This window comes from Kitasatospora sp. SUK 42 (assembly GCF_015776785.2).
Classification (GTDB): domain Bacteria; phylum Actinomycetota; class Actinomycetes; order Streptomycetales; family Streptomycetaceae; genus Kitasatospora.
The window spans coordinates 1063692-1085068 of record NZ_LFMD02000007.1 but is presented as its reverse complement, the minus strand read 5'-3'; the positions used below and the strand labels follow the sequence as shown (position 1 = coordinate 1085068).

18 protein-coding genes are annotated in these 21377 nt (G+C 73.3%); 5 read left to right on the top strand and 13 right to left on the bottom strand.

Annotation, left to right across the window (positions count from 1 at the left end):
* Positions 1-26 precede the first annotated feature (26 nt).
* From RZ50_RS26485 to RZ50_RS26465, 5 genes are all read right to left on the bottom strand, one after another.
* Positions 27-494, bottom strand: coding sequence for an aegerolysin family protein (locus RZ50_RS26485; RefSeq protein WP_196949656.1), 468 nt, complete (start codon positions 492-494; stop codon positions 27-29).
* Between the two features lie 402 nt (positions 495-896).
* On the bottom strand, positions 897-1895 hold the full coding sequence (locus RZ50_RS26480) for an L-tyrosine/L-tryptophan isonitrile synthase family protein (protein WP_196949655.1): 999 nt from the start codon (positions 1893-1895) through the stop codon (positions 897-899).
* Positions 1896-1976: 81 nt separating this feature from the next.
* Positions 1977-3299, bottom strand: coding sequence for a cytochrome P450 (locus RZ50_RS26475; protein WP_196949654.1), 1323 nt, complete (start codon positions 3297-3299; stop codon positions 1977-1979).
* Positions 3300-3338: 39 nt separating this feature from the next.
* Positions 3339-4643, bottom strand: a complete 1305-nt coding sequence (locus RZ50_RS26470) for an MFS transporter (RefSeq protein ID WP_308272301.1) — start codon at positions 4641-4643, stop codon at positions 3339-3341.
* Positions 4644-4992: 349 nt separating this feature from the next.
* On the bottom strand, positions 4993-5595 hold the full coding sequence (locus RZ50_RS26465; RefSeq protein WP_196949652.1) for a sigma-70 family RNA polymerase sigma factor: 603 nt from the start codon (positions 5593-5595) through the stop codon (positions 4993-4995).
* Between the two features lie 16 nt (positions 5596-5611).
* Between RZ50_RS26465 and RZ50_RS26460 the strand changes: the two genes are divergently transcribed.
* Positions 5612-5878, top strand: a complete 267-nt coding sequence (locus RZ50_RS26460; RefSeq protein ID WP_196949651.1) for a zf-HC2 domain-containing protein — start codon at positions 5612-5614, stop codon at positions 5876-5878.
* A 306-nt stretch (positions 5879-6184) separates the two neighbouring features.
* Here the strand turns inward: RZ50_RS26460 and RZ50_RS26455 are convergent, their stop codons facing one another.
* Positions 6185-7114 carry a hypothetical protein gene (locus tag RZ50_RS26455; protein WP_196949501.1) on the bottom strand — a complete coding sequence of 310 codons (930 nt, stop codon included), beginning with the start codon at positions 7112-7114 and terminating at the stop codon, positions 6185-6187.
* Between the two features lie 318 nt (positions 7115-7432).
* Here RZ50_RS26455 and RZ50_RS26450 point away from each other — a divergent pair, with 318 nt between their 5' ends.
* Positions 7433-8698, top strand: coding sequence for a cytochrome P450 (locus tag RZ50_RS26450; protein WP_196949502.1), 1266 nt, complete (start codon positions 7433-7435; stop codon positions 8696-8698).
* 88 nt (positions 8699-8786) lie between these two features.
* On the opposite strand, the gene RZ50_RS26445 is transcribed toward RZ50_RS26450, so the two are convergent.
* Positions 8787-9482: an N-acyl homoserine lactonase family protein gene (locus tag RZ50_RS26445; RefSeq protein WP_196949503.1), complete on the bottom strand. Its 696-nt coding sequence runs from the start codon at positions 9480-9482 to the stop codon at positions 8787-8789.
* A gap of 333 nt (positions 9483-9815) precedes the next feature.
* Between RZ50_RS26445 and RZ50_RS26440 the strand changes: the two genes are divergently transcribed.
* A complete protein-coding gene (locus tag RZ50_RS26440; protein WP_196949504.1) occupies positions 9816-11216 on the top strand; it encodes a CoA transferase in 1401 nt (466 codons plus the stop codon).
* 49 nt (positions 11217-11265) lie between these two features.
* Here RZ50_RS26440 and RZ50_RS26435 read toward each other — a convergent pair whose 3' ends face one another.
* A complete protein-coding gene (locus tag RZ50_RS26435) occupies positions 11266-11934 on the bottom strand; it encodes an HdeD family acid-resistance protein (protein WP_308272296.1) in 669 nt (222 codons plus the stop codon).
* A gap of 83 nt (positions 11935-12017) precedes the next feature.
* Between RZ50_RS26435 and RZ50_RS26430 the strand changes: the two genes are divergently transcribed.
* Positions 12018-13832, top strand: coding sequence for an NAD-binding protein (locus RZ50_RS26430; protein ID WP_196949506.1), 1815 nt, complete (start codon positions 12018-12020; stop codon positions 13830-13832).
* Positions 13833-13976: 144 nt separating this feature from the next.
* Here RZ50_RS26430 and RZ50_RS26425 read toward each other — a convergent pair whose 3' ends face one another.
* The 5 genes from RZ50_RS26425 to RZ50_RS26405 all read right to left on the bottom strand — a co-directional run bounded on the left by RZ50_RS26425 (position 13977) and on the right by RZ50_RS26405 (position 20403).
* Entirely contained in the window at positions 13977-14774 is a 798-nt protein-coding gene (locus RZ50_RS26425; protein ID WP_217680855.1) for an enoyl-CoA hydratase, read from the bottom strand.
* Positions 14775-14915: 141 nt separating this feature from the next.
* Positions 14916-17618 (bottom strand): pyruvate dehydrogenase (acetyl-transferring), homodimeric type, encoded by a 2703-nt coding sequence (gene aceE, locus RZ50_RS26420; protein ID WP_308272294.1) that lies wholly within the window; start codon positions 17616-17618, stop codon positions 14916-14918.
* A 205-nt stretch (positions 17619-17823) separates the two neighbouring features.
* Positions 17824-18489 carry a GntR family transcriptional regulator gene (locus RZ50_RS26415; RefSeq protein ID WP_196949790.1) on the bottom strand — a complete coding sequence of 222 codons (666 nt, stop codon included), beginning with the start codon at positions 18487-18489 and terminating at the stop codon, positions 17824-17826.
* 43 nt (positions 18490-18532) lie between these two features.
* Positions 18533-19579: an enoyl-CoA hydratase/isomerase family protein gene (locus RZ50_RS26410; protein WP_196949789.1), complete on the bottom strand. Its 1047-nt coding sequence runs from the start codon at positions 19577-19579 to the stop codon at positions 18533-18535.
* Positions 19580-19743: 164 nt separating this feature from the next.
* Positions 19744-20403, bottom strand: a complete 660-nt coding sequence (locus tag RZ50_RS26405) for a TetR/AcrR family transcriptional regulator (protein ID WP_196949788.1) — start codon at positions 20401-20403, stop codon at positions 19744-19746.
* A 97-nt stretch (positions 20404-20500) separates the two neighbouring features.
* On the opposite strand from RZ50_RS26405, the gene RZ50_RS26400 reads away from it, so the two are divergent.
* Positions 20501-21274, top strand: a complete 774-nt coding sequence (locus RZ50_RS26400; RefSeq protein WP_196949787.1) for an SDR family oxidoreductase — start codon at positions 20501-20503, stop codon at positions 21272-21274.
* Positions 21275-21377: the final 103 nt, after the last annotated feature.

The window sequence follows — 21377 nt, the reverse complement described above, 5'->3', positions numbered from 1 at the left end:
AGGAGCGAAAGCCGGCCGATGCGGCACTAGTGCGTCGGTTGGATCCAGACCTTGGGGTAGACCGTGGCGACGTCACCGCTACCCCCTGAATAGTTCGTCCCGAAGGCCCGGTTCGTGCCGATGAAATCGTAGCTGTTGGTCCCGGAATACGGGTTGTCCCAGTGGAAGGCGATCTGCTTGTCATCGGCCGATTTCGTCTTGCAGTTGTACGTCCTGTACGTGACCCGGGCCTCGGTCCCGGTCGCGATTCCGTTGGATTCGGTGCGCATGTGGTTGTTCTTGGTGTTCTTCAGGATTTTGCTCGGAGGATGGACCGTCCACTCGCCGTGCGGAATGCTTTGGCTGGTCAAGGTCCAGTCGCAGTCCGTGTCGTTGGTGAGGTACACGCTCACGCTGCGTGCCGCACTCTTGCTTTCGGCGGCATGTGCCGTTCCTCCCAGCGCGGTGACGGCCAGGAGCCCGGAGAGTGCCAGGCCTACTATTCCTCGCTTCATCTTTACTCCCTTCGGCTGTGCGCATGACCCCTCGGAATTACGTCCTCGCGCCAACATGGCCGGACGGGGGCAGCGATCCATTTCCTGGTGAAGGCTAGCGGTGATTCCACCGGACTCGACAGAGGGGAAAAACCGCGTTGAACGGTGGTCGGTCCATTTCCGCGCCACCTTGCGGGCCCATGCCTGAGTCATCACGGATGACCGCTTCCTCAAGGACAGCACAAGCCGGTGGGATCCGCGCGACAGGTCACTGTCCGTCCGCCCGTGAACGCGTTCTGTTAAATGGGGGGAGTGTGCGCTCCGGGAGGCAAAGGAGGGCACGAATGAACGCCGCCTACGGGGCGGAAATTCGGAATTTCCCCGAGGCCCCCGGGCCTCCGGTGCCGCGAACCGGCCGGGTGGTCACCGGTCGGACGGGGCCGAGCTCTCGTAGTGGCTCGGCCGGCTGTCGCGCAGCACCGGGCGGCCGAGCCGGGCGGCCTCCTCGTTGCGCAGCAACTCCCACGTGCCGTCCGGTCGGTGGAGCACTGCCGAGTGCCAGGGCGTCATCCACGCGTCGGCGGCCTCCAGCAGCCGGATGCCGAACTTCGGGGCGCCCGCCGGCTGCGGGTGGATGGAGAGCCGGAACGCGCGCGGGTGGTGCTCGGCGATCAACTCGCCCCAGGCGCGACTGCGCTGGATCACCCCGTACGCGCGGCGGCGGCACTCGCGCTGGAGGGCCGAGCGGGTGCCGGTGAAGCCCACGGTGTCCTCGGTGAGGAAGCGGGTGATGCCGCGGTAGAGCCGCAGGGTCTCCTCCTCGGCCAGCACCTGCTCGCGCAGCTCCTCGATGCCGGGCGCGTACCGCCGGTGCACATGGGCCCGCTTCTCGTCGTACGGCAGGTCGCCGAGCACGGCCCGCATGTCGAAGGTGGCGAGGTGGCGGAGGCCCTCGCGCTCGATCATCGCGGCCAGCTCGTCCGAGTACGCGTCGATGTGGTCGTCGGGGACGTTGATCAGATCGCCGAAGACGTGCCCGTCCGAGCAGATCAGGATCCGCGCGCCGGGCGGGTGTATCCGGCCGATCTCGGCGCACAGCCTGTCGAGGAAGGTGAGCGACAGCCGCTCGCCCTCGTCGGGCAGGTGGCCGAGCACCTTCGCCGGGTTCGGCGACTTGCAGGGGAAGCCCGGCAGGGTGAACACGATCGGGTCACCGGCGGCGATGAACTCCGTCAACTGCGCCAGGTGGAGCGGGAAGTGCTCGGGCCGGGCGTCCAGCTCCGGATCGGAGGCGCGGCGGTGCGGCAGCAGCAGGCCGAGGACGCGGGCGGCGAGTCGCGCGGCCGGCAGGTGGTCGTCGGTGGCGGCGGCCGCAGGGGTGACGGCGGGGCTGGTGGCAGGGGCGGTGCCGACGGGCGGCATGGTGGGTCCTCCACGGAAGGGTGGTGCGGTACGGGGAGCGGGCGTGCGGCGCCCGGGTCTGGAGGGCGGGGGTTCGGTGACTCAGCGGCGCCGGTCGTAGGCGACCGGCAGCCGGTTGACGCCGCGCGCCAGGACGGCCGGGACCCAGGCGAGCTCGTCCAGCCCGTCCCCGGGCGCCTCGGCGGGGCGTAGCCCGGGCAGCCGGGCGAGCAGGGTGCCGATGGCGATCTGGAGTTCGGCTCTGGCCAGGGCGGAGCCGGGGCAGTAGTGGATGCCGTGGCCGAAGGCGAGGTGGGCGTTGGGCGTGCGGTCGAGGTCGAGGCGGTCGGCGTCGGGGAACCGGTCGTCGTCGCGGTTGGCGGCGCAGAGCGAGACGATGACGGAGTCGCCGGCGGGGACGGTCGTGCCGAACAGGTCGCTGTCCTCGGCGAAGAAGCGCCAGGTGGTGAGCTCGAACGCGGCGTCGTGGCGCAGCAGTTCCTCCACCGCGCGGGCGAGCCGGCCCGGCTCGCCGAGGTGCGACCGCAGGTGCGCGAGCTGCCCGGGCTGGCGCAGCAGGGTGATCAGCATGGTGGTGATCTGGTTGGTGACCGGCTCCTGCCCGGCGACCAGCAGCTGGAACACTATCGAGTCGAGCTCCTCGCGGCTCAACCCGCCGGCGTCGTGGGCGGCGACGAGCCGTCCCAGCAGGTCCTCGTCCTGCGACCAGCCGGGAGCCCGGCGGTCGGACCGCTTGCGGGCGACCACGTCGGCGATGTACGTCTGGAGGCCGCGCAGCCTCGCCTCGTACGCCGGGCGGCCCGGGTCCTGCGGGCCGACGGGCTGGACCACCTTGCCCCAGTCGCGGTCGAACCGGGCGGCCAACTCGGCGGGCAGGCCGATGACTTCGGCGAGCACCCGGAACGGGTAGTGGGCCGCGAAGCCCGCCACCAGGTCGGCGCCGCCGGTCTCGGGCAGGTCGTCGACCAGGGCGTCGGCGAGCTCCTGCAGCCGGGGACGCAGCGACTCCACCCGGCGCGGGGCGAAGGCGTCCAGGACGAGGCGGCGCATCTCGGTGTGCTTGGGCGGGTCCTGGTGCAGCAGGTGGACCTGGAGCTGGGAGTGCTGCGGCTCCGGCATGATCGACGCCAGCCGGCGCCAGCCGTCGTTGCCCAGGGCGTGGTTCTTGCCGAGGCGGGGATCGTTGAGGGCCGCGTGGGCGGCCTGGTAACCGGTGACCAGCCAGGCGTGGATGCCGCTCGGGAACTCCACCCGGTGCACCGGCCCGGCCTCGCGCATCCGGCGGTACAGCGGGTACGGGTCGCGCTTGTACGCCGTGCCGTACAGCGGGACGGGGGAGGGGAGTTGGTCGTAGCCGTAGGGGCAGCGGGGTGTTCCGGCCAGGTCCTGGGCGGTGTCGGTCATGGGTGGCGGTCCTTCGGTGAGGGGGCGGGGGCTTGGCGGTCACGCGCGGGGGCGGTGGAAGCGGCGGTAGAGGGCGAGCAGGGGCACGGCGGTGGCTGCCACCAGCGCGGCCAGGGCGATGCCCGTGGACGTGCCGGGGGCGGTGCGATCGCCGGTCGCGACGGCGGCCGTGGCGAGGGCCGGGCCGAGGGCGAAGCCCAGGCTGCGGGCGAGCTGGACGGCGGAGCCCGCGGTGGCCAGCTTTCCGGGCGGGGAGGCGGACATCACCAGGGCCTGGGTGGGGCCGCCGTTGAGGCCCATTCCGGCACCGGCGAGCGCGAGCCGCCCGGCGATGTCGAGCGCGGACCAGCCGGCGTCCAGGGGAATGAGCAGGGCCAGGCCGAGCGTGGTGACGGCGGCTCCGGTGAGCGCCGTCGGCCGGGCGCCCCAGCGGTCGGCCAGCCGTCCGCCGACCCGTCCGGCCAGCACCATGCCGAGGGGGAAGGCCAGCATGGTCAGCGCGGTGGCGGTCGCACTCTCGCCGCGCGGGCCGCGCAGGTGCTGGGCGAGCAGGTAGTGGCAGGCCGCGAAGCCGGCGGCGAGCGCCAGCACCGAGGCGTTCACCCCGGCGGTCCCGGCGGCGCGCAGCACCTCGGCGACCGGCCGCCCACCCGGGCGGCGCAGCCACAGCAGCACCAGCGGCGCGGCGGGCAGGGCCAGCAGCAGCCACTGCGGCGACTCCGGGGCCAGGGTGAGGGCGAGCAGGACAGCGGCCACCGCGGCGCCGATCAGACCGGCGTCGCCGAGCGAGCCCCGGTCGGGCAGCCGCAGCCCGCCGCGTCGCGGGGCGTGCCGTCGCACGATCAGTGCGGCGGCCAGACAGACCGGCAGCTTGATCAGGAAGATCGCCCGCCAGCCGAGGTGGTCCAGCAGCAGACCTCCCACCACGGGGCCGGTGACGGCGCCGAGCGGTCCGAGCGTCGCGGGCACGCTCATCGCCCGCCCGCGCAGCTCGGGCCGGACGGAGGTCGCGGCCAGCACCGGCATCAGGACGAACAGCACCGCCCCGAAGGCGCCTTGCAGCAGGCGGGCCGCGATCAGCCAACTCGCCCACGGGGCGAGGGCGGCCAGCGCGCTGCAGGCCGCGAAGCAGCCGACCGCGAGCAGCAGTGCGGAGCGGGTGCCGACCTGGTCCAGCCACCGACCGGCGGGCAACAGCAGGGCGACCAGGGGGAGTTGGTACCCGAGAGCGGCCCACTGCGCGACCCCGGCGGAGACATGCAGGCCGGAGGAGATGTCGGTGAGCGCCAGGTTGACCACGTTCATGTCGAGCATCGCGACGAACGAGAGCAGCCCGGCGGCCACGACCAGGCTCCAGCGGTCGGTTGGATCTGCCTGATGTTTCGTCAGATTGGTTGTGTTTGACGGCCGTTGTGCGCCCATCGGGTCCTCCGTTCCCCCGTTGCCGTACCGGACGCCGCCTCGGCGGCGGGGTCCGGTACAGCAGTCGGGGGCGCGGCGGCTCCAGTTCCGAACACTTGGGTGATTTTTTCCCGCGCACCGGGGTGGGGGCGTGGGGGGGCGACCAGCGGGCGGCGAACGGCTGGCAGGGAACGGCCGACAGGGAACAGCTGACAGGAAACGGCTGACAACTTTCAGATGACAGATGACAGATTTCGAAATCTGTCATCTGTCATCTGCCGCCTGTTGCCGCTCAGCAGGCCGCCGCGAGCTCCCCAGCCTCGGCGGCCCGCAGGCGCGCTATCAGCTCCTCGCGGGCCCGGGCGACCCGGGAGCGAACCGTACCGACAGGGCAGCCCGCGACCTCGGCCGCCTCGGCGTAGCTCAGGCCGAGCACCTGGGTCAGCACGAAGGCCTCCCGCCGCTGCTCGGGCACCCGGTCGAGCAGGTCTCCGAGCGCGATCCCGTCCTCGAACCCGGCCGTCGGCGCGCCGCTCTGCCGCTCCGCCGCCTCCTGCCAGTCCGGCAGCGCCGCGCAACGCGGCCGGGCGGCGGCCATCCGGTACCGGTCGATCACCGTCCGCCGGGCGATCGACAGCAGCCAGGTGCGCGCCGAGGACCGGCCGGCGAAGGCGGGCAGTCCGCGCAGGGCGCGCAGGAAGGTCTCCTGGGCGAGGTCGTCGGCGGACTGGACGTCCGTCAGGTGGGCGACGAAGCGCCAGACGTCCCGCTGGGTCGCGCGGACGAAGGCCTCGACGTCTGCCGCCCGGCCGAAGCGGGCGGTCAGTGCGAGCGCGGTGAGCTGGTCGTCATCCACGGTGGCCCCCGACCCGGCCGGTCCCGGCGTGGTGGCCATACGGGACGATGGGCATATGAGATGCGCGCAGTTCCGTACCGCTCTGTCCGCCCGGCTCGACGGCGAACCGAGCGGCCTGCCAGGCATCAGGCTGGACAAGCACCTCGCGCGCTGCCCCGGCTGCCGGGAGTGGTGCGAGCGGGCGGAGCGGCTGCGCGACCAGGTGGCGGCAGCGGCCCCCGACGGTCCGTCGCCGGACTGGTCGGCCCGGCTGCTGGCACGGCTCGGGGCGGAGAGCCCCGTCGGTCGCGCACCGCAGGGTGGACGAGCCGCGGAGCGGTAGGGCGGTGGCGCCGGCCGGAGCCGGTGCGCCGTCGAAGTGAGGCATGGGAAGGTCCCGAGGGGAAGGCTGGGAACGGCACCGCGCTCGGCGGCACCGCAGGCGTCCGGGGGCAGCCGCGCGGCACACCGCACCTCCCGGCGGAAGCGGAAGGCGTCGGCGGGTGCGGACACGGGCCCGAGCCCTGACGGCACGGCGGCACGGGGCGCTACGGGAGCGACGGGTACGACGGCGCGGCAGGGCGACCTGCCCGTCGCGGGGCCCGGCAGCGGCCGAGGTCGGCCGGACGGGGCGGGCGCGGCGGGCGCGTCAGCAGGCGAGTGCGAACGCCGGCGGTCCGCGCCGGACGACGGCATGCGTCAGCAACACCGACCGGGGCAGCCGGGCCGGCCGGTCGGCGGGCCGGGGCGGAACCGGCGGCCGGTACCCGAAGGGGCGCACGAACAGCGCCAGCAGCGGGACCAGCAGCGCTCCCGCGACCACGGTCCCGAGCGCGCCGAGCAGCTCGAAGAGCCGGACCAGCACGACGTCACCGCGCCAGAGCAGCAGCGCACAGGCCAGCGCCGCCAGCACGTGGGCGGCGGCCATCCCCCACGACATGCCGTGGGCCATGCCGTGGGCCATGTCCTGGGGCATCCCGGGCGACATTCCGTAGGACATCCGGTCGTAGGGCATCCCGCCGGACGACCCCGGGGTCATCCCGGGCGACATGCCAGGCATCCCCGGCATGCCGGCCATCCCCGGCATCCCCAGGTCCATGGCGGCGATGCCGTCGGCCGAGCCCGCCGCAGCCCCGTGGTGCATCCCCGTCATCGGGCGCAGGCTCCCGGCGGCGGGCGGGACGTCCGGGTCGATGCCCGCCATCCGCGCCAGCTCGACGGGGGAGAGCCCGCCCGGGGCCCGGCCCGGGTTGCAGAGCAGCAGGGCGGCCCAGTTCGTGCCGGCGAGCCGGCCGAGACCGCCGCCACCCTGGCCGAGCGCCCCGGCCTGTTCGAACAGCAGGTGCAGCGCACCCTGCGCCGCGACCATCCAGGCGCTGATCACACCGAGTCCGCGCCGCTTCCCGGCGAGCAGCCAGGTCAGCCCGAGCACCGCCGCGAACGTGCCGAGCAGCACCGGCGGTGAAACCCCGGCTCCGGCCATGGCGACGTGCGCCGTGGCGGCCATCGCCACGCACAGCGCGGCGAAGACCGTGGCACGCAGCAGGCGGATCCGGTCGGTCATCACGATGGCACTCATCGTCGCACCCACCCCGCCCGGCCCGTACCGCACCCTCCGGTATCGGCTGGTTCCGCCCCGTGAGACCATGCCCGGCCGCCCGGTCGGCTGATCATCCGACCGATCAACTGGACGACCATCGACCTGCCGAGCGACGCCCCGGCCGACCGATCAACCGATCGTCCGTTCGTAGCGTTCGTGTCGCCCGCATCGTCGTGCACGCCGCCGTCGGAGCGATTTGACATCCCCGTTCGCCTGCTCACTAAATGTGCACACCTTGATACGGACGGTGCGTATCGGAGCGAACCCCTCGGGCAACGGGAAGCAGGAGGCGCGGCCATGGACACCACCTCGACGGACACCCCCACCGCCACCCCCACCGCCACCCCCGACCTCGCCAACCCCCGCTTCTGGCAGCTGCCCGCCCCCGAGCGCGCCGCCGCCTTCGCCGAGCTGCGCCGCCGTCCCGAACCCGTCTACTTCGGCGACCGCGCCACCGGCCGGGGCTTCCACGCCCTGGTCCGGCACGCCGACGTCGTCGAGGCCAGCCGTACGCCCGCCGTCTTCCTCTCCGGCCCGGGTGTGACCACCCCCGAACCGGCCCGATGGGTCCGGCTGCTGTTCGGGGACTCGATGGTCAACCTCGACGACCCCCGCCACGCCCAGCTGCGCCGGATCGTCTCGCGGGCCTTCACCCCGAGGCTGCTCGGCCGGGTGGAGGAGGACGTCCACCGCACCGTCACCGCCCTGGTGGACGCGGTCGAACACGGTCGGCCCGAGGACTTCGTCGCCGCGGTCGCCGCGGAGCTCCCCTTCCAGGTGATCTGCACCATGATGGGCATCCCCGCGCAGCCGCGCCGCGCCATCCTCGACCTGGTCAACCGCACCTCCGAGGACATCGGCGTGGCCCGCCCGCTGCGCCGCCGCTTCCGGATGCCCGGTCGCGGGCTGGCGGCGCTCGCCCGGATGCAGGGCATCGTGGCCGGGCTCGGCCGCGAGCGCCGCCGCCGGCCCACCGAGGACCTGATCTCCGCGCTCGTCACCGCCGACGTGGACGGTCGCCGGCTCACCGGCCGCGAGCTGGGCGCCTTCTTCACCCTGCTGCTGGTCGCCGGGGTCGAGACCACCCGCAACGCGCTCGCCCACGGCCTGCACCTGCTGACCGTCCACCCCGAGCAGCGCGCCCTGCTCCTCGCCGACCTGGACGGGCGGCTCGACGGGGCGGTGGACGAGATCGTCCGCCACGCCACGCCGATCATCCAGTTCCGCCGGACCCTCGCCGTCGACCACCTGCTCGGCGGCCCGGGCGGTCCGCTGCTGCGGGCGGGGGAGAAGGTCGCGCTCTACTACGGCTCGGCCAACCGGGACGAGACGGTCTTCCCCGACCCGGACGCCTTCGACATCACCCGCACCCCCAACCCCCACCTCGGCTTCGGCGGCGGCGGTCCCCACTACTGCCTCGGCGCGCACCTGGCCCGGCAGGAGATGACGGCCCTGTTCCGCGAACTGTTCACCCGGTTGCCCGAGGTCCGGTCGGTCGGCGGGCCGGTGCTCATCCCGTCCAGCTTCGACCACCGGGTCCGCTCGCTGCGCTTCACCTTCTGAACGCTCTGAACGCTCTGAACGCTTCGACGGCTCTGACCGCCCCGACTGTTCTGGCCGCTCTGCACCCGCGCCCCCTCGAAACGGCGGCTCAGAAGGCCAGCCCCCAGGCCGCGTGGTCGTGCGCGAACAGCGCCCGGCCCGGCGCGTGTTCCGCGACCCGGTCCAGCCAGCCCCGGTAGCCGGGCAGCGGCGCGGCCACCCCTTCGCGCGCCGCCTGCCGGGCGAGCACCGCCTGCCCGTACTCGGAGGCGAAGTCGTAGGCCTGCCCGGCCAGCAGGATCGCGCAGCTGCCGTGGCGTTTGACCAGCAGCGACTGGTGGCCCTCGGTGTGTCCGGGGGTGGGCATCACCAGGACACCGGGCCAGATCTCCTCCTCGCCGTCGAGCTCGCGGTAGAGGGCGCCGGGGAAGTCGACCAGTGCGTCGATGGTGTGGCCGCCGCGCCGGGCGGCGGCCAGCTCGGTCGACTGGACGAGGATCGGTTTCCCGGCGAACAGCGGGTTGCCGCCGCAGTGGTCGAAGTGAAGGTGGCAGTTGACCACCAGGTCGATGTCCCCGATCGAGACGCCGGCCGCCGCGAGCGCCTCCGGCAGCGGGCGGCGGACCGGGCGGTAGTGCGCCTCGGTCTCCGGCGAGCCCGCGCCGATTCCGGTGTCGAACAGCAGCAGCCCCTCCGGCCCCCGGACCAGGTACGCGAGCACCGGCTCCACCCGTGGTTCCGGGCCGCCCACCTCGGACGCCGGACGGACGAAGTAGCCCAGGTCGAGACGGCGGATAGTAAACATTCGTCCCCCTTGTCACACAGCCCCCGTGCGCGCGGCCCAGCCGCCCGCAGTGCGCACCCTACCCGTCGACCGGCGGCCGACCCGCCGGACTCCACCCACCTCGTCGCCGGTCCCGAGCAGGCGCTGAGCAGGCACTGAGCAGGTGGTGAGTCGGTGTCGACCCGGTGGCGGGGTGGTGATGGATCGAGGGTGGTCCGGTGATGGATCAGTCGTGAACCGGCCCGTGCTGAACCCGCGGCTGCCGTTGACCGCCCACTGTCGGTGACGAGTCGGTGGCGCCGTTGGTGGCGGGCGTCACGGCGGACTCCCGAGAAGCGGAGCACAATGCCCGGCATGACCGACCGTCCGACGCAGTCCGGGGCCGAGCCCGCCGACCGTCCCACCGCCGAGGCGTGGGCCGCCCTCGGAGGACCGGCCGAACTCCTGGACCGGGTGGGCTTCCACGGCCCCCGGTCCGTCCTGCCCTCCGGTCTGCCGGTGCGCCGGCTGGCCCGGGCCACGGTGGCGGCCTGTTCGCTGGCCGCCGCCGAACTGGCCTCGCACCGGGCCGGCGGCCCCGTCCCCGCCGTCCGGGTGGACGAGGGCGCCGTCGCCACCGCCTTCGTCAGCGAGCGGCACCTGGCCGTCGACGGCCGGACACCGGTCAGCTTCGCCCCGCACTCCGGTTTCTGGCGCACCGCCGACGGCTGGGTCCGCACCCACGCCAACTACCCGCACCACCGCACCCGGCTGCTCGCCGCTCTCGGCCTCGCCCCGGACGCCGGGCCGGAGCGGCTCGGCGAGGTGCTCGGCGGACTGCCGGCCGAGCAGGTCCAGGAGCGCGCGTACGCGGCGGGAGCGCTCGCCGTGGCGGTCGCGCCGGTGAGTGCGACCGTGCACCCCCTGATGGAGCGATGGGTGGTCGGCAGCGCGCCCGCCCGACCGCTCGGCGCGGCCCCGGTGGACCGGCCCGCCGCCGGGATCAGGGTCCTCGACCTCACCCGGGTGATCGCCGGCCCGGTCGCCACCCGCACCCTCGCCCTGCTCGGCGCCGACGTCCTGCGGATCGACTCGCCCCGCCTGCCCGAGGCCGAGGACGCCCACGCCGACACCGGCTTCGGCAAACGCTCCACCCGCCTCGACCTCGCCGACCTGGCCGACCGGGCCACCTTCGAAGGCCTGCTCGCCACCGCCGACGTCGTCGTCACCGGCTACCGCCCCGGCGCCCTCGACGCCCACGGCCTCGCCGCCGACGCACTGCTCGCCCGCCGCCCCGAGCTGATCGTCGCCCAGCTCTGCGCCTGGGGCTGGACCGGCCCCTGGGCCGGACGGCGCGGCTTCGACAGCCTGGTCCAGGCCGGCGTCGGCATCGCCGCCCACGAGGCGGCACCCGACGGCCGCCCCGGCGTCCTGCCCGCCCAGGCCCTCGACCACGGCACCGGCTACCTGGTCGCCGCCGCTGTCCTGCGGGCCCTCACCGAGCAGCGCACCGGCCGACCCGGCGGCCGCCACCTGCGCTTCTCCCTCGCCGGCACCGCGTCCTGGCTGCTCCACGGCATCGCCCCCGAGCAGCCGTCGGCACCGTCACCCGGCACGGACGGCGAGCCGTACGACCCGGCGCGCTGGCTCGCCGAGGTCGACTCGCCGTACGGGCGGCTGCGGCACGCCCTGCCGCCGATCGGCTACGAGGGCGCGCCCACGGACTGGGCCCGCCCGCCGGGGCGCTGGGGGACGGACGCGCCGGTCTGGCTCTGACGGACGGCCGGCTCCCGAGACGAGGTCCACCGTGAAGGCCCCGAGGCCGTCAGACCCCCGAGGGGATCTGCTTGGCCCGGCCGCGCACCTGGATCGCCGTCGCGATCTCGACCACGCCCAGGATCACCAGCCAGCACCCGGCCAGCACGGTCAGCGCGGCGATCGAGCCGACCGGCCAGACCATCAGCAGCACACCGGCCAGCGTGTTGGCCACGCCCGCGAAGGCCTGCCACCCGCGGGCGGGCATCAGGGGGTCGGAGATCGCGGCGGCGAGCTGGGTGATGCCGCGGAAGAGCCACCCGATCCCGATCCAGAGCGCGAGCAGCAGCAGCGACTGCACCGCGCTGCGGAAGCAGAGCAGCCCGAGCAGCACGCTGATCGCACCGCTGATGAAGGCCAGCACCCGCATCGCGGTGCTGGCGTGGGAGCCGAACGCGGCGACCAGCTGCGCGATGCCGATGACCAGCAGGTAGAGGCCGAACAGCACGCCCACCACCAGCAGCGTCTCCCGGGGCCACACGAAGACGACGATCCCGAGTGCGAGCGAGGCCAGCCCGGCGATCAGCAGGACCTGCCAGGCGGCCTTGGCGAGCGCGCCGAGCGGTCCCTGGACCGGGGAACCGTCGGGGGTGATGATCGGGTTGACCACGGTGGTGCACTCCTCGGAGCGGGGGCAGAAGACGAAGCCCAGCGTCTCCGCACCGTGGCCTGACCGCACGTCGGGTACGGCCGTTCGAGTGATTCCCCGCAGTCGCCGGAATGACATCCTCCGGCCATTCGCCGTCGATATCATCCGGCGGTATGACTTCTGAAGGGTGGGGGACCCCTCCGGTCGAGCCGATCAGCCAGCACTACATCGTCTGCGGGGGCAACGCGCTGGCGCACCGGCTGATCCTGGAACTCGTTGAGCACTACGAAGTCCCGGTCGTCGTCCTGGTCGCCGACCGCACGCGCGACCACGCGCCGCAGATCGAGCAACTCGCCGGCGTCGCCGCCGTGGTCGAGTACCCGAACATCACCGAGGAGGCGCTGCGCGCGGTGTCCGTCGGCACCGCCCGCGGCCTCGCGCTGGTCGAGGGCAGCGACCAGGAGAACATCCACGCCGCGCTCAGCGCCCAGGACCACAACCCGGACATCCGCATCGTGTTCCGGATGTTCAACCAGCGCCTCGGCGAGAACATCGAACGGCTCCTCAGGAACGGCGCCGCGCTCTCCGGCTCCGCCACCGCCGCCCCGGCCTTCGCGGCCGCCGCGCTCGGACAGCCCAACTCGGTGGAGATCGGGGGGCGGTACCTGCACATCGCGTTCGACGAGGCCATCACTCCCGACCGGATCTGCGTCGTCGCCGACCACATCGACCGCCAGGACCTCAGCAAGCTCCGACTGCTCGCGCCGCAGGCGGGCGACTCGGCCGAATTCGTCAAACTCGCCAGCGAGTTCGGCGACGACGGACCGGTCCGCCCGGGCGGGGTGCGCCGCGAACCGCCACCGGCGGCCGAACCCGCGCCCGTGCCGGGCGGCACCGCCGCGCTGCAGGTGCTGCCCATCGAACCCCGGGTGGCGACCAGCTGGGTGCGGCGGCTGTACTGGCGGCTGCTCGACACCATGCGCTTCTTCACCAGCGCCCGGCTGCGGCTGGTGCTGCTCACCGCGCTCGCCGCGGTGCTGATGTCCTTCGCCGTGCTCTGGTACCTCAGCCGGGACTTCGGCTGGACCGTCTACATCTCGCTGCTCGACCTGGCCGGCGCCGCCCAGCCCGACCAGCCGACCGACATCACCGCCGGGACGGGGACGGGCGGGGGCTGGCAGCGGGTCGCCCAGGTGGTGATCACCATCTGCGGGATCACCTTCGCGCCGGTCGCCACCGCCATCGCGGTCGAGGTGCTCGGCTCGGGGCGGCGCGGGCTGCCCCGCAACCCCAGCACCGGCACCCGTGACCACGTGATCGTCCTCGGGCTCGGCAACGTCGGCACCCGGGTCGCGACCCAACTGCACGACCTGGGCGTGCCGGTGGTCTGCATGGAGCGCGACCCGCAGGCCCGCGGCATCGCCGCCGTACGGGCGCTCGGCATCCCGGTGGTGCTGGGTGACGGCCCGTTCGAGGAGCGGCTGCGCCGTGCTCGGCTGAGGCACAGCCGGGCGGTGGTCGCGGTCAGCGGCGACGACGCCACCAACCTGGAGGCGGCCCTGGAGGCGCGACACGGCAACCCCGACGTCCGGGTGGTGGTGCGGCTGTTCGACGACAACTTCGCCCGGCACTTCTACCGGACGCTGGACAACGCGGCCTCCCGGTCGGTGTCCTACCTGGCCGCGCCCGCCTTCGCCGCCGCGCTGATGGGCAGTGAGGTGCGGGGGACGCTGTCGGTGTTCCGGCACGTGCTGCTGATCGCCGAGCTGACGGTGGAGGACGGCAGCGGGCTGATCGGCCTGAACCGGCACGACCTGGAGGACCCGGGTGGCGTCCGGGTGATCGCGGTCGGCTTCGCCCGCAACGAGCAGCTGCACTGGAACTTCCCGGACCGTACCCGTCGGCTGGCCCCGGGCGACCGGATCGTGGTCGCCGCCTCCCGCAGCGGGCTGGCGCGGCTGAACACGGTGCTGGTGGAGGAGGGGTGACGGCGGGCAGGTAGCAGGGGACAGCGGACAGATAACGACGAACAGCTGACAGATTTCAGATGTTGAAATCTGGCAGCTGTCATCTGTCGGTCGTCAGCCGCCCGCTGTCAGCCGCCCACCGACCGCCGTCAGCTCGTCAGCTCGTCAGCGGTTCTCGAACTTCGGCGCTCGCTTCTCCGCGAAGGCCGCCATGCCCTCCTTCTGGTCCGCCGTGGCGAAGGCCGCGTGGAACAGCCGGCGCTCGAAGCGGACGCCCTCGGCCAGCGTGGTCTCGAAGGAACGGTTGACGCTCTCCTTGAGCATGATCGCCGCCGGGGCCGACATCGCCGCCACCGTCTCGGCGGTGGCCAGCGCCTCCGCCAGCAGCTGGTCGGCGGGGACGATCCGGGAGACCAGGCCGGCCCGCTCGGCCTCCTCGGCGCCCATCATCCGCCCGGTGAGGCACAGCTCCATGGCCTTCGCCTTGCCGACGGCCCGGGTGAGCCGCTGCGAGCCGCCGATGCCCGGGATCACGCCCAGCTTGATCTCAGGCTGCCCGAACTTCGCGGTGTCCGCCGCCAGCAGGATGTCGCACAGCATCGCCAGCTCGCAGCCACCGCCCAGCGCGAACCCGGCCACCGCCGCGACCACCGGCTTGCGCAGCGCGCCGAGCCGGTCCCACGGGCCCAGCCAGTCGTCCAGGTAGACGTCGGGGAAGCGGTTGCCCTGCATCTCCTTGATGTCGGCGCCGGCCGCGAAGGCCTTCTCCGAACCGGTGATCACCAGACACCCGATCTCCGGGTCCCGGTCGAAGGCCGTGGCGGCCGCGACCACCTCGTTCATCAGCTGGGTGTTCAGCGCGTTGAGCGCCTTGGGCCGGTTGAGCGTGATCAGCCCCACCCGGCCCTTGCGCTCGACCAGGATCGTCTCGTAGGTCTCGGTTCCGGTCTCGGTCTCGGTCATCGCCGTTGACTCCCATTCCGCTGCTCGGCCATTCCGCTGCTCGGCGCCGTACGGGCGCGCCCTGACCACCCAACGATCTACGACGCGCCCGGCCTCGCGCCAGTCTTGGCATGCGAGACGCCGGTCACCAGAACGGGGTCCTCAGAACCGGACGCCGTAGCGTTCGGCCGCCAGCCGTACGGTCTCGGTCTTGACCTCGCCCCGGCGGGCCAGCGCGGCCAGCGCCGCGACCGTCACCGATTCGGCGTCCACCCCGAAGTGCCGCCGAGTGGCCGCCCGGCTGTCGGAGAGGCCGAAGCCGTCCGTGCCCAGCGAGGTCCAGTCCTGTTCCACCCAGGGCCGGATCTGGTCGGGGACGGCGCGCATCCAGTCGCTGACCGCCAGCACCGGCCCTGGCGCCCCGGCGAGCGTCCGGGTGACGTACGGGACGCGGGCCGCCGCGCCGGTGCCGGCCGCCGCCTGGGCGAGGTTGGCCGCGTCGCAGTCCAGCGCCTCCCGGCGCAGCTCCGTCCAGGAAGGCGCCGACCACACGTCGGCGGCCACGCCCCAGTCCTCGGCGAGCAGCCGCTGGGCGGTGAGTGCCCAGCGCACGGCGGTGCCGGAGGCGAGCAGTTGGAGCCGCGGCGCGTCGGCGGGCAGGGCGCCGGTGTCCGCCTCGCGGTAGCGGTAGAGGCCGCGCAGGATGCCGTCCGTCACCCCGTCCCCGGCCGGCAGCGCGGGCTGCGGCAGCGGCTCGTTGTAGACCGTGAGGTAGTAGAACACGTCCTCGCCGTGCGGGTGTTGCTCGCTGTGGCCGTACATCCGGCGCAGGCCCTCGCGGACGATCACGGCGACCTCGTAGCCGAAGGCCGGGTCGTAGGAGAGCGCGGCCGGGTTGGTGGAGGCGATCAACTGAGAGTGGCCGTCGGCGTGTTGCAGGCCCTCGCCGGTCATCGTGGTGCGTCCGGCGGTGGCGCCGATCAGGAAGCCGCGACCCAACTGGTCGCCCAGCGCCCACATCTGGTCGGCGGTGCGCTGCCAGCCGAACATCGAGTAGAAGATGTAGAACGGGATGACCGGCTCGCCGTGGGTCGCGTACGCGGTCGCGGCGGCGGTCAGCGAGGCCATCGAACCGGCTTCGGTGATGCCCTCGTTGAGGATCTGGCCGCTCGCCGACTCCTTGTAGTGGAGCAGCTGGTCGCGGTCGACCGGGTCGTAGGTCTGTCCGAGCGGGGAGTAGATCCCGGCGCTCGGGAAGAGCGACTCCATGCCGAAGGTGCGCGCCTCGTCCGGCACGATGGGCACCCAGCGGTGGCCGGTCGCCTTGTCCCGCATCAGGTCCTTGACCAGGCGGACGAAGGCCATCGTGGTGGCGATCTCCTGCGTGCCGGAGCCCTTGAAGAGCGTCTCGAAGGGCTTGGCGGGCAGTTCGGGCAGCGGGGTGAAGCGCACCCGCCGGGCCGGGGCCGGTCCGCCCAGCGTGGCCCGGCGCTCACGCAGGTAGCGGGCCTCAGGGGAGTCCGGGCCCGGGTGCGCGTAGGGGACCAGTTCCTCGTTCAACGCGCTGTCCGGGATCGGGAGTTCGAGAAGGTCGCGCATCGCGCGGAACTCGGCGCCGGAGAGCTTCTTCATCTGGTGGTTGGCGTTGCGGGCCTCGAAGCCGGGGCCGAGCGTCCAGCCCTTGACGGTCTGCACCAGCACCACCGTGGGTGCGCCCCGGTGCTCCACTGCCGCCCGGTACGCGGCGTACACCTTGCGCGGCTCGTGGCCGCCCCGCGAGGTCGCGACGGTCTCCAACAGCCGTCGGTCGTCGAGGGTTTCGGCGAGCGCGCGCAGTTCGGGGCCGGTGTGGAAGAGGTGCTCGCGGATGTAGCGGGCGTCGGAGGCGGCGTAGGTCTGGAACTGTCCGTCCGGTACCTCGCCCAGCCGTCGCACCAGCGCGCCCGTGGTGTCGCGGGCCAGCAGGTCGTCCCAGGCCTCGCCCCACAGCGACTTGACCACGTTCCAGCCGGCCGCGCGGAACTGGCGCTCCAGCTCCTGCACGATCTTGCCGTTGCCGCGCACCGGCCCGTCCAGGCGCTGGAGGTTGCAGTTGATCACGAAGGTGAGGTTGTCCAGGCCCTCGCGTGCGGCCAGGGCGAGCGCGGCGGTCGACTCCGGTTCGTCCATCTCGCCGTCGCCGAGGAAGGCCCAGACGTGCGAGCCGGAGGTGTCCTTGATCCCGCGCGCGGTCAGGTATCGGTTGAACCGGGCCTGGTGGATCGCCGAGAGCGGACCGAGGCCCATCGAGACGGTGGGGAACTCCCAGAACCAGGGCAGCCGGCGCGGGTGCGGGTAGGAGGGCAGGCCGTCGCCGCCGACCTCCTGGCGGAAGCGGTCCAGCTGGGCCTCGGAGATCCGGCCCTCCAGGAACGCGCGGGCGTAGACGCCGGGTGCGGCGTGGCCCTGCACGTACAGCTGGTCTCCGGAGCCGTCGGCCTCCTTGCCCCGGAAGAAGTGCTGGAAGCCGACCTCGTAGAGCCAGGCGGCGGAGGCGTAGGTGGCCATGTGCCCGCCGAGGCCGCCGCGGTGGTTGCCCCTGGTGACCATGGCGGCGGCGTTCCAGCGGTTCCACGCGGTGATGCGCCGCTCCATCTCCTCGTCGCCGGGGAACTCGGGTTCGGCGGCGGTCGGGATGGTGTTGACGTACGGGGTGTCCAGCAGCGGCGGGAGGCCGAGCCGGCGCAGTTCGGCGTGCTCGACGAGGCGGCGCAGCAGGTCGGCGGCGCGGTGCGGTCCGCCGAAGTCACGGGCGGCGTCGAGGGAGTCGCGCCACTCCGCGATCTCCTCGGGGTCTTGGTCGGGAAGCTGGTCGAGCTGGGACACGGGTGGTTCCCCCTTGCCGGTGTGCTTCAGGGCAGCGATTCCGAGATGCGGAATCGCGTTTCTCTCCATGGAACTCACTCTGGACGATAGGGAGTGGAGCGGGCGCGAGTCAATCGTTACCGGTGGGTAATGTGAGCGATGATCGATCATTTCTATGCGAACTATTGCGTCGCCGATCAGGCGAAGCCCCGACGGGTCGACGCGGTCAGGAGGAGCGGTCGGCGTACTCCAGGACGTGCTCCGCCAGCAGCCGCCCGACCTGCGGATCCTGCCGCCGGAAGGCCTCGATCAGTGGCCGGTGGTCGGCGGCGTTCTCGTGCAGCTCCGGCCGGACCCGGTGCAGCGACAGCACCGTCCACACCTCGACGCCCAGCCCCTCCCAGGCCCGCAGCAGCGTCCCGTTCCCGGAGGCGGCGACGATCTCGCGGTGGAACGCCACCCCGTGCCGGGCCTGCCCGAGCGCGTCGCCCGCCGCGGCCGCCGCCGCCATCGACTCGGCGTGCCGCTCCAGGGCGGAGACGTCCCCGGCCAGCCGGACCACCGCGGACTCGGCGGCCAGCCGCTCCAGCGCGGCCCGCACCTGGTACACCTCGCGCAGCTCCGCCGGGCCTATCTCGCGCACCCGTACGCCCCGGTTGGGCTCGGCGTCGAGCAGCCCGAGGGTCTGCAGGGAGCGCAGCGCCTCGCGCACCGGCGCCTGGCTGACGTTCAACTCGGCGGCCAGGCGCCGCTCGACGATCCGGTCCCCGGGCTGCCAGCGCCCGCCCAGCAGGCCCTCCAGCAGCAGCCCGCGCACCTGTTCGCCGAGCGGCACCCGGGACAGCGGGTCGGTCTCCCCGGTGGGTGTCGGCGTCGGCGCCGGGTGGGTCATGGCGGGCTCCAGGCTTTCGGGGGAGGGGAGTTGGCGGGGCCGGTCAGGCCAGGCCCAGCTCGTCGCCGGCGCGCGGGGCGAGGAAGCGGTCGACGTCCGCCGCCGTCACCCCGGCGAGCGCGGCCGGAGACCAGTGCGGGTCGCGGTCCTTGTCGATCACCTGGGCGCGGATGCCCTCGACCAGGTCGTGGCCGTCCAGCGCCGCGCAGGAGATCCGGTACTCCTGGTCGAGCACGGCCTCCAGCGAGGGGAGCGTACGGGCCCGGCGCAGCGCGGTCAGGGCGACCTTGACGGCCGTGGGGGAGTTCCCGAGCACCAGCTCGGCCGCCTCCTTCGCCTCCGGCACACCGGAGTCGAGCAGGCGCTCGACGATCTCCTCGACGGTGTCGGCCGCGTAGCAGGCGTCGATCCAGCCGCGGTGGGCGGCGAGGGCGGCGGGCGGCGCGGGCTCGGCGTGCGCGGCAACGGTGGCGGCCGGGTCGCCGCCGCGCGCGAGGGCGTCGAGCAGCTCGGGTAGCCGCCCGGACGGGACGTAGTGGTCCGCGAAGCCGCACAGCAGCGCGTCGCCGGGGCCCATGGCGGCGGAGGTGAGGCCGAGGTGGGTGCCCAACTCGCCCGGGGCGCGGGCGAGCAGACGGCTGCCGCCGACGTCCGGGACGAGCCCGATCCGGGTCTCGGGCATCGCGACCGTGGAGCGCTCGGTGACGATCCGCACCGCTCCGTGGGCGGACAGGCCGACGCCGCCGCCCATGGTGATGCCGTCCATCACCGCGACGTACGGCTTCGGGTAGCGGGCGATCAGGGCGTTCAGCCGGTACTCGTCGCGGAAGAAGGCGCGGGTGCCGGCCCCGCCCGCCTTGGCGTCGTCGTGCATCGCCCGGATGTCGGCGCCCGCGCAGAGGCCGCGCTCGCCGGTGCCGGTCAGCACGACGGCGCGCACCCGGTCGTCCGCGGTCCAGTCGTCGAGGGTCGTGCGGAGGGCGGTGATCATGCTGTGGGTCAGCGAGTTGAGCGCCCGGGGGCGGTTCAGCACGATCCGTCCGACCGCACCCTCCAGGAAGGCCTGGACCTCTGCCGGCTCTGCGCTCATCGGGCCGCTCCCGTCCCCTCGGTGATGTCGTCGGCGATGCCGACTCCCGCCGTCCACCGTACCGGGGAGGGGGTCCGTTGTGATCACTTGCCCGGTGATCGCGTTCCCCAGGGGTGTGGGGTGAGCGGGGCGGGTGCCCGGCTGGGGGTGTCCGGGGGGGGGTGTTACGGCCAGGCGCGCAGGGCGAGTTCGGCGGTGCGCGCCAGGTCGGCGGCGGTGGCGCCGTCGCGAGCCTGCTGGGACATGCCCTGGATCACCGTGGCGAAGTAGCCGGCCAGTGCCTTCGGATCGGCTTCGGGCGGCAGTTCGCCGTCCTCCCGGGCGGCGCGCAGGCGGTCCTCGAAGACCTGCACGTTCCGGTTTCGCTCGTCCCGCAGTCGGGCCTGGACCTCGGCGTCCTGCGGGGTGACGTTGGTGGCGGCGCTGATCACCAGGCAGCCGGCGGGGTGGGACGGGTCCGGGTAGATGGCCGCGGCCTCGCGCAGGATGCGGGCGAAGGCCGCGTGGGCGCTGGTCTCCTCGGCGAGCGCGCGGCCCGCGAACGCGCCGACGGGGGAGCTGCCGTAGTGGCGGACGACCTCCTCGAAGAGGGCCCGCTTGTCGCCGAAGGCGGCGTAGAGGCTGCCGGGGCGAATGCCCATGGCGGTGGTGAGGTCGGTGACCGAGGTGGCCTCGTAGCCGCGCTCCCAGAACAGCAGGGTGGCCGCCGTCAGCGCCTCGTCACGGTCGAAGCCCGGCGGTCGCCCGCGCCTGGGCCGGGGTGGGGCGGGGGCGTGGGGGGAGGCCGGGGCGGCGGCCTGGGCGGGATCGGGCGTCTCCGTCATGCCGTCAATTTTAGAACAGTCGCTCAACAACTGTGTTAGCTTATTTTTGAGCGATCGCTCAAGAAATATCGCGGATGTCAGCAGGAGGAGGCCCGGCATGGGCGCGTACGCACTTGAGGGCAGGACGGCGCTGGTCACCGGCGGCAGCAGGGGGATCGGCCGGGCCATCGCCCGCCGGCTCGGGCGTGACGGCGCGACCGTCGCGGTCGGCTACGCCCGGGACGAGCGGGCGGCGCGGGACGTGGTGGAGGGCGTCCGGGCCGACGGCGGGAGGGCCTTCGCGCTGCGCGCGGAGCTGGGGCGGCACGGGGACGCGGCCGCGCTGTGGGAGGCCTTCGATGCGGAGATCGAGGCGCACTCGCCGGGTGGCGGTGTCGACATCATCGTGAACAACGCCGGGATCGGGCGCAGTTCGGACCTCGCCGGGTTGACGGAGGAGGCTTTCGACGAAGTGTTCGCGGTGAACGTCCGGGCGCCGTTCTTCATCGTGCGGCACGGGCTGGAGCGGCTGCGGGACGGCGGGCGGATCATCAACATCTCCAGTGGCGTCGCCCGGCTGGCGATGCCCGAGATCATCGCCTACGGCGCGACCAAGGGCGCGCTCGACAACTTCACGCTCAACCTGGCCAAGCAGCTCGGCCCACGCGGGATCACGGTGAACTCGGTCGCACCCGGCATCGTGGACACCGACGTCAACGCCGGCTGGCTGCGCGGCAACGCGGAGGCGGAGGCGTACGCGGCCTCGCTCGCCGCGCTCGGCCGGGTCGGGCAGCCGGAGGACATCGCGGACATCGTCGCGTTCCTGGCCTCGGACGACGCGCGCTGGGTCACCGGGCGGACCATCGACGCCACGGGCGGGGCCGGGCTGTAGGCGGCGGGGAAACGGATAACAGCTGACAGATGATGAAATCTGTCAGCTGTTATCCGTTGTCTGTTAGCTGTTACCTGTCATCCGTCATTCGCGAGCCTGCGAG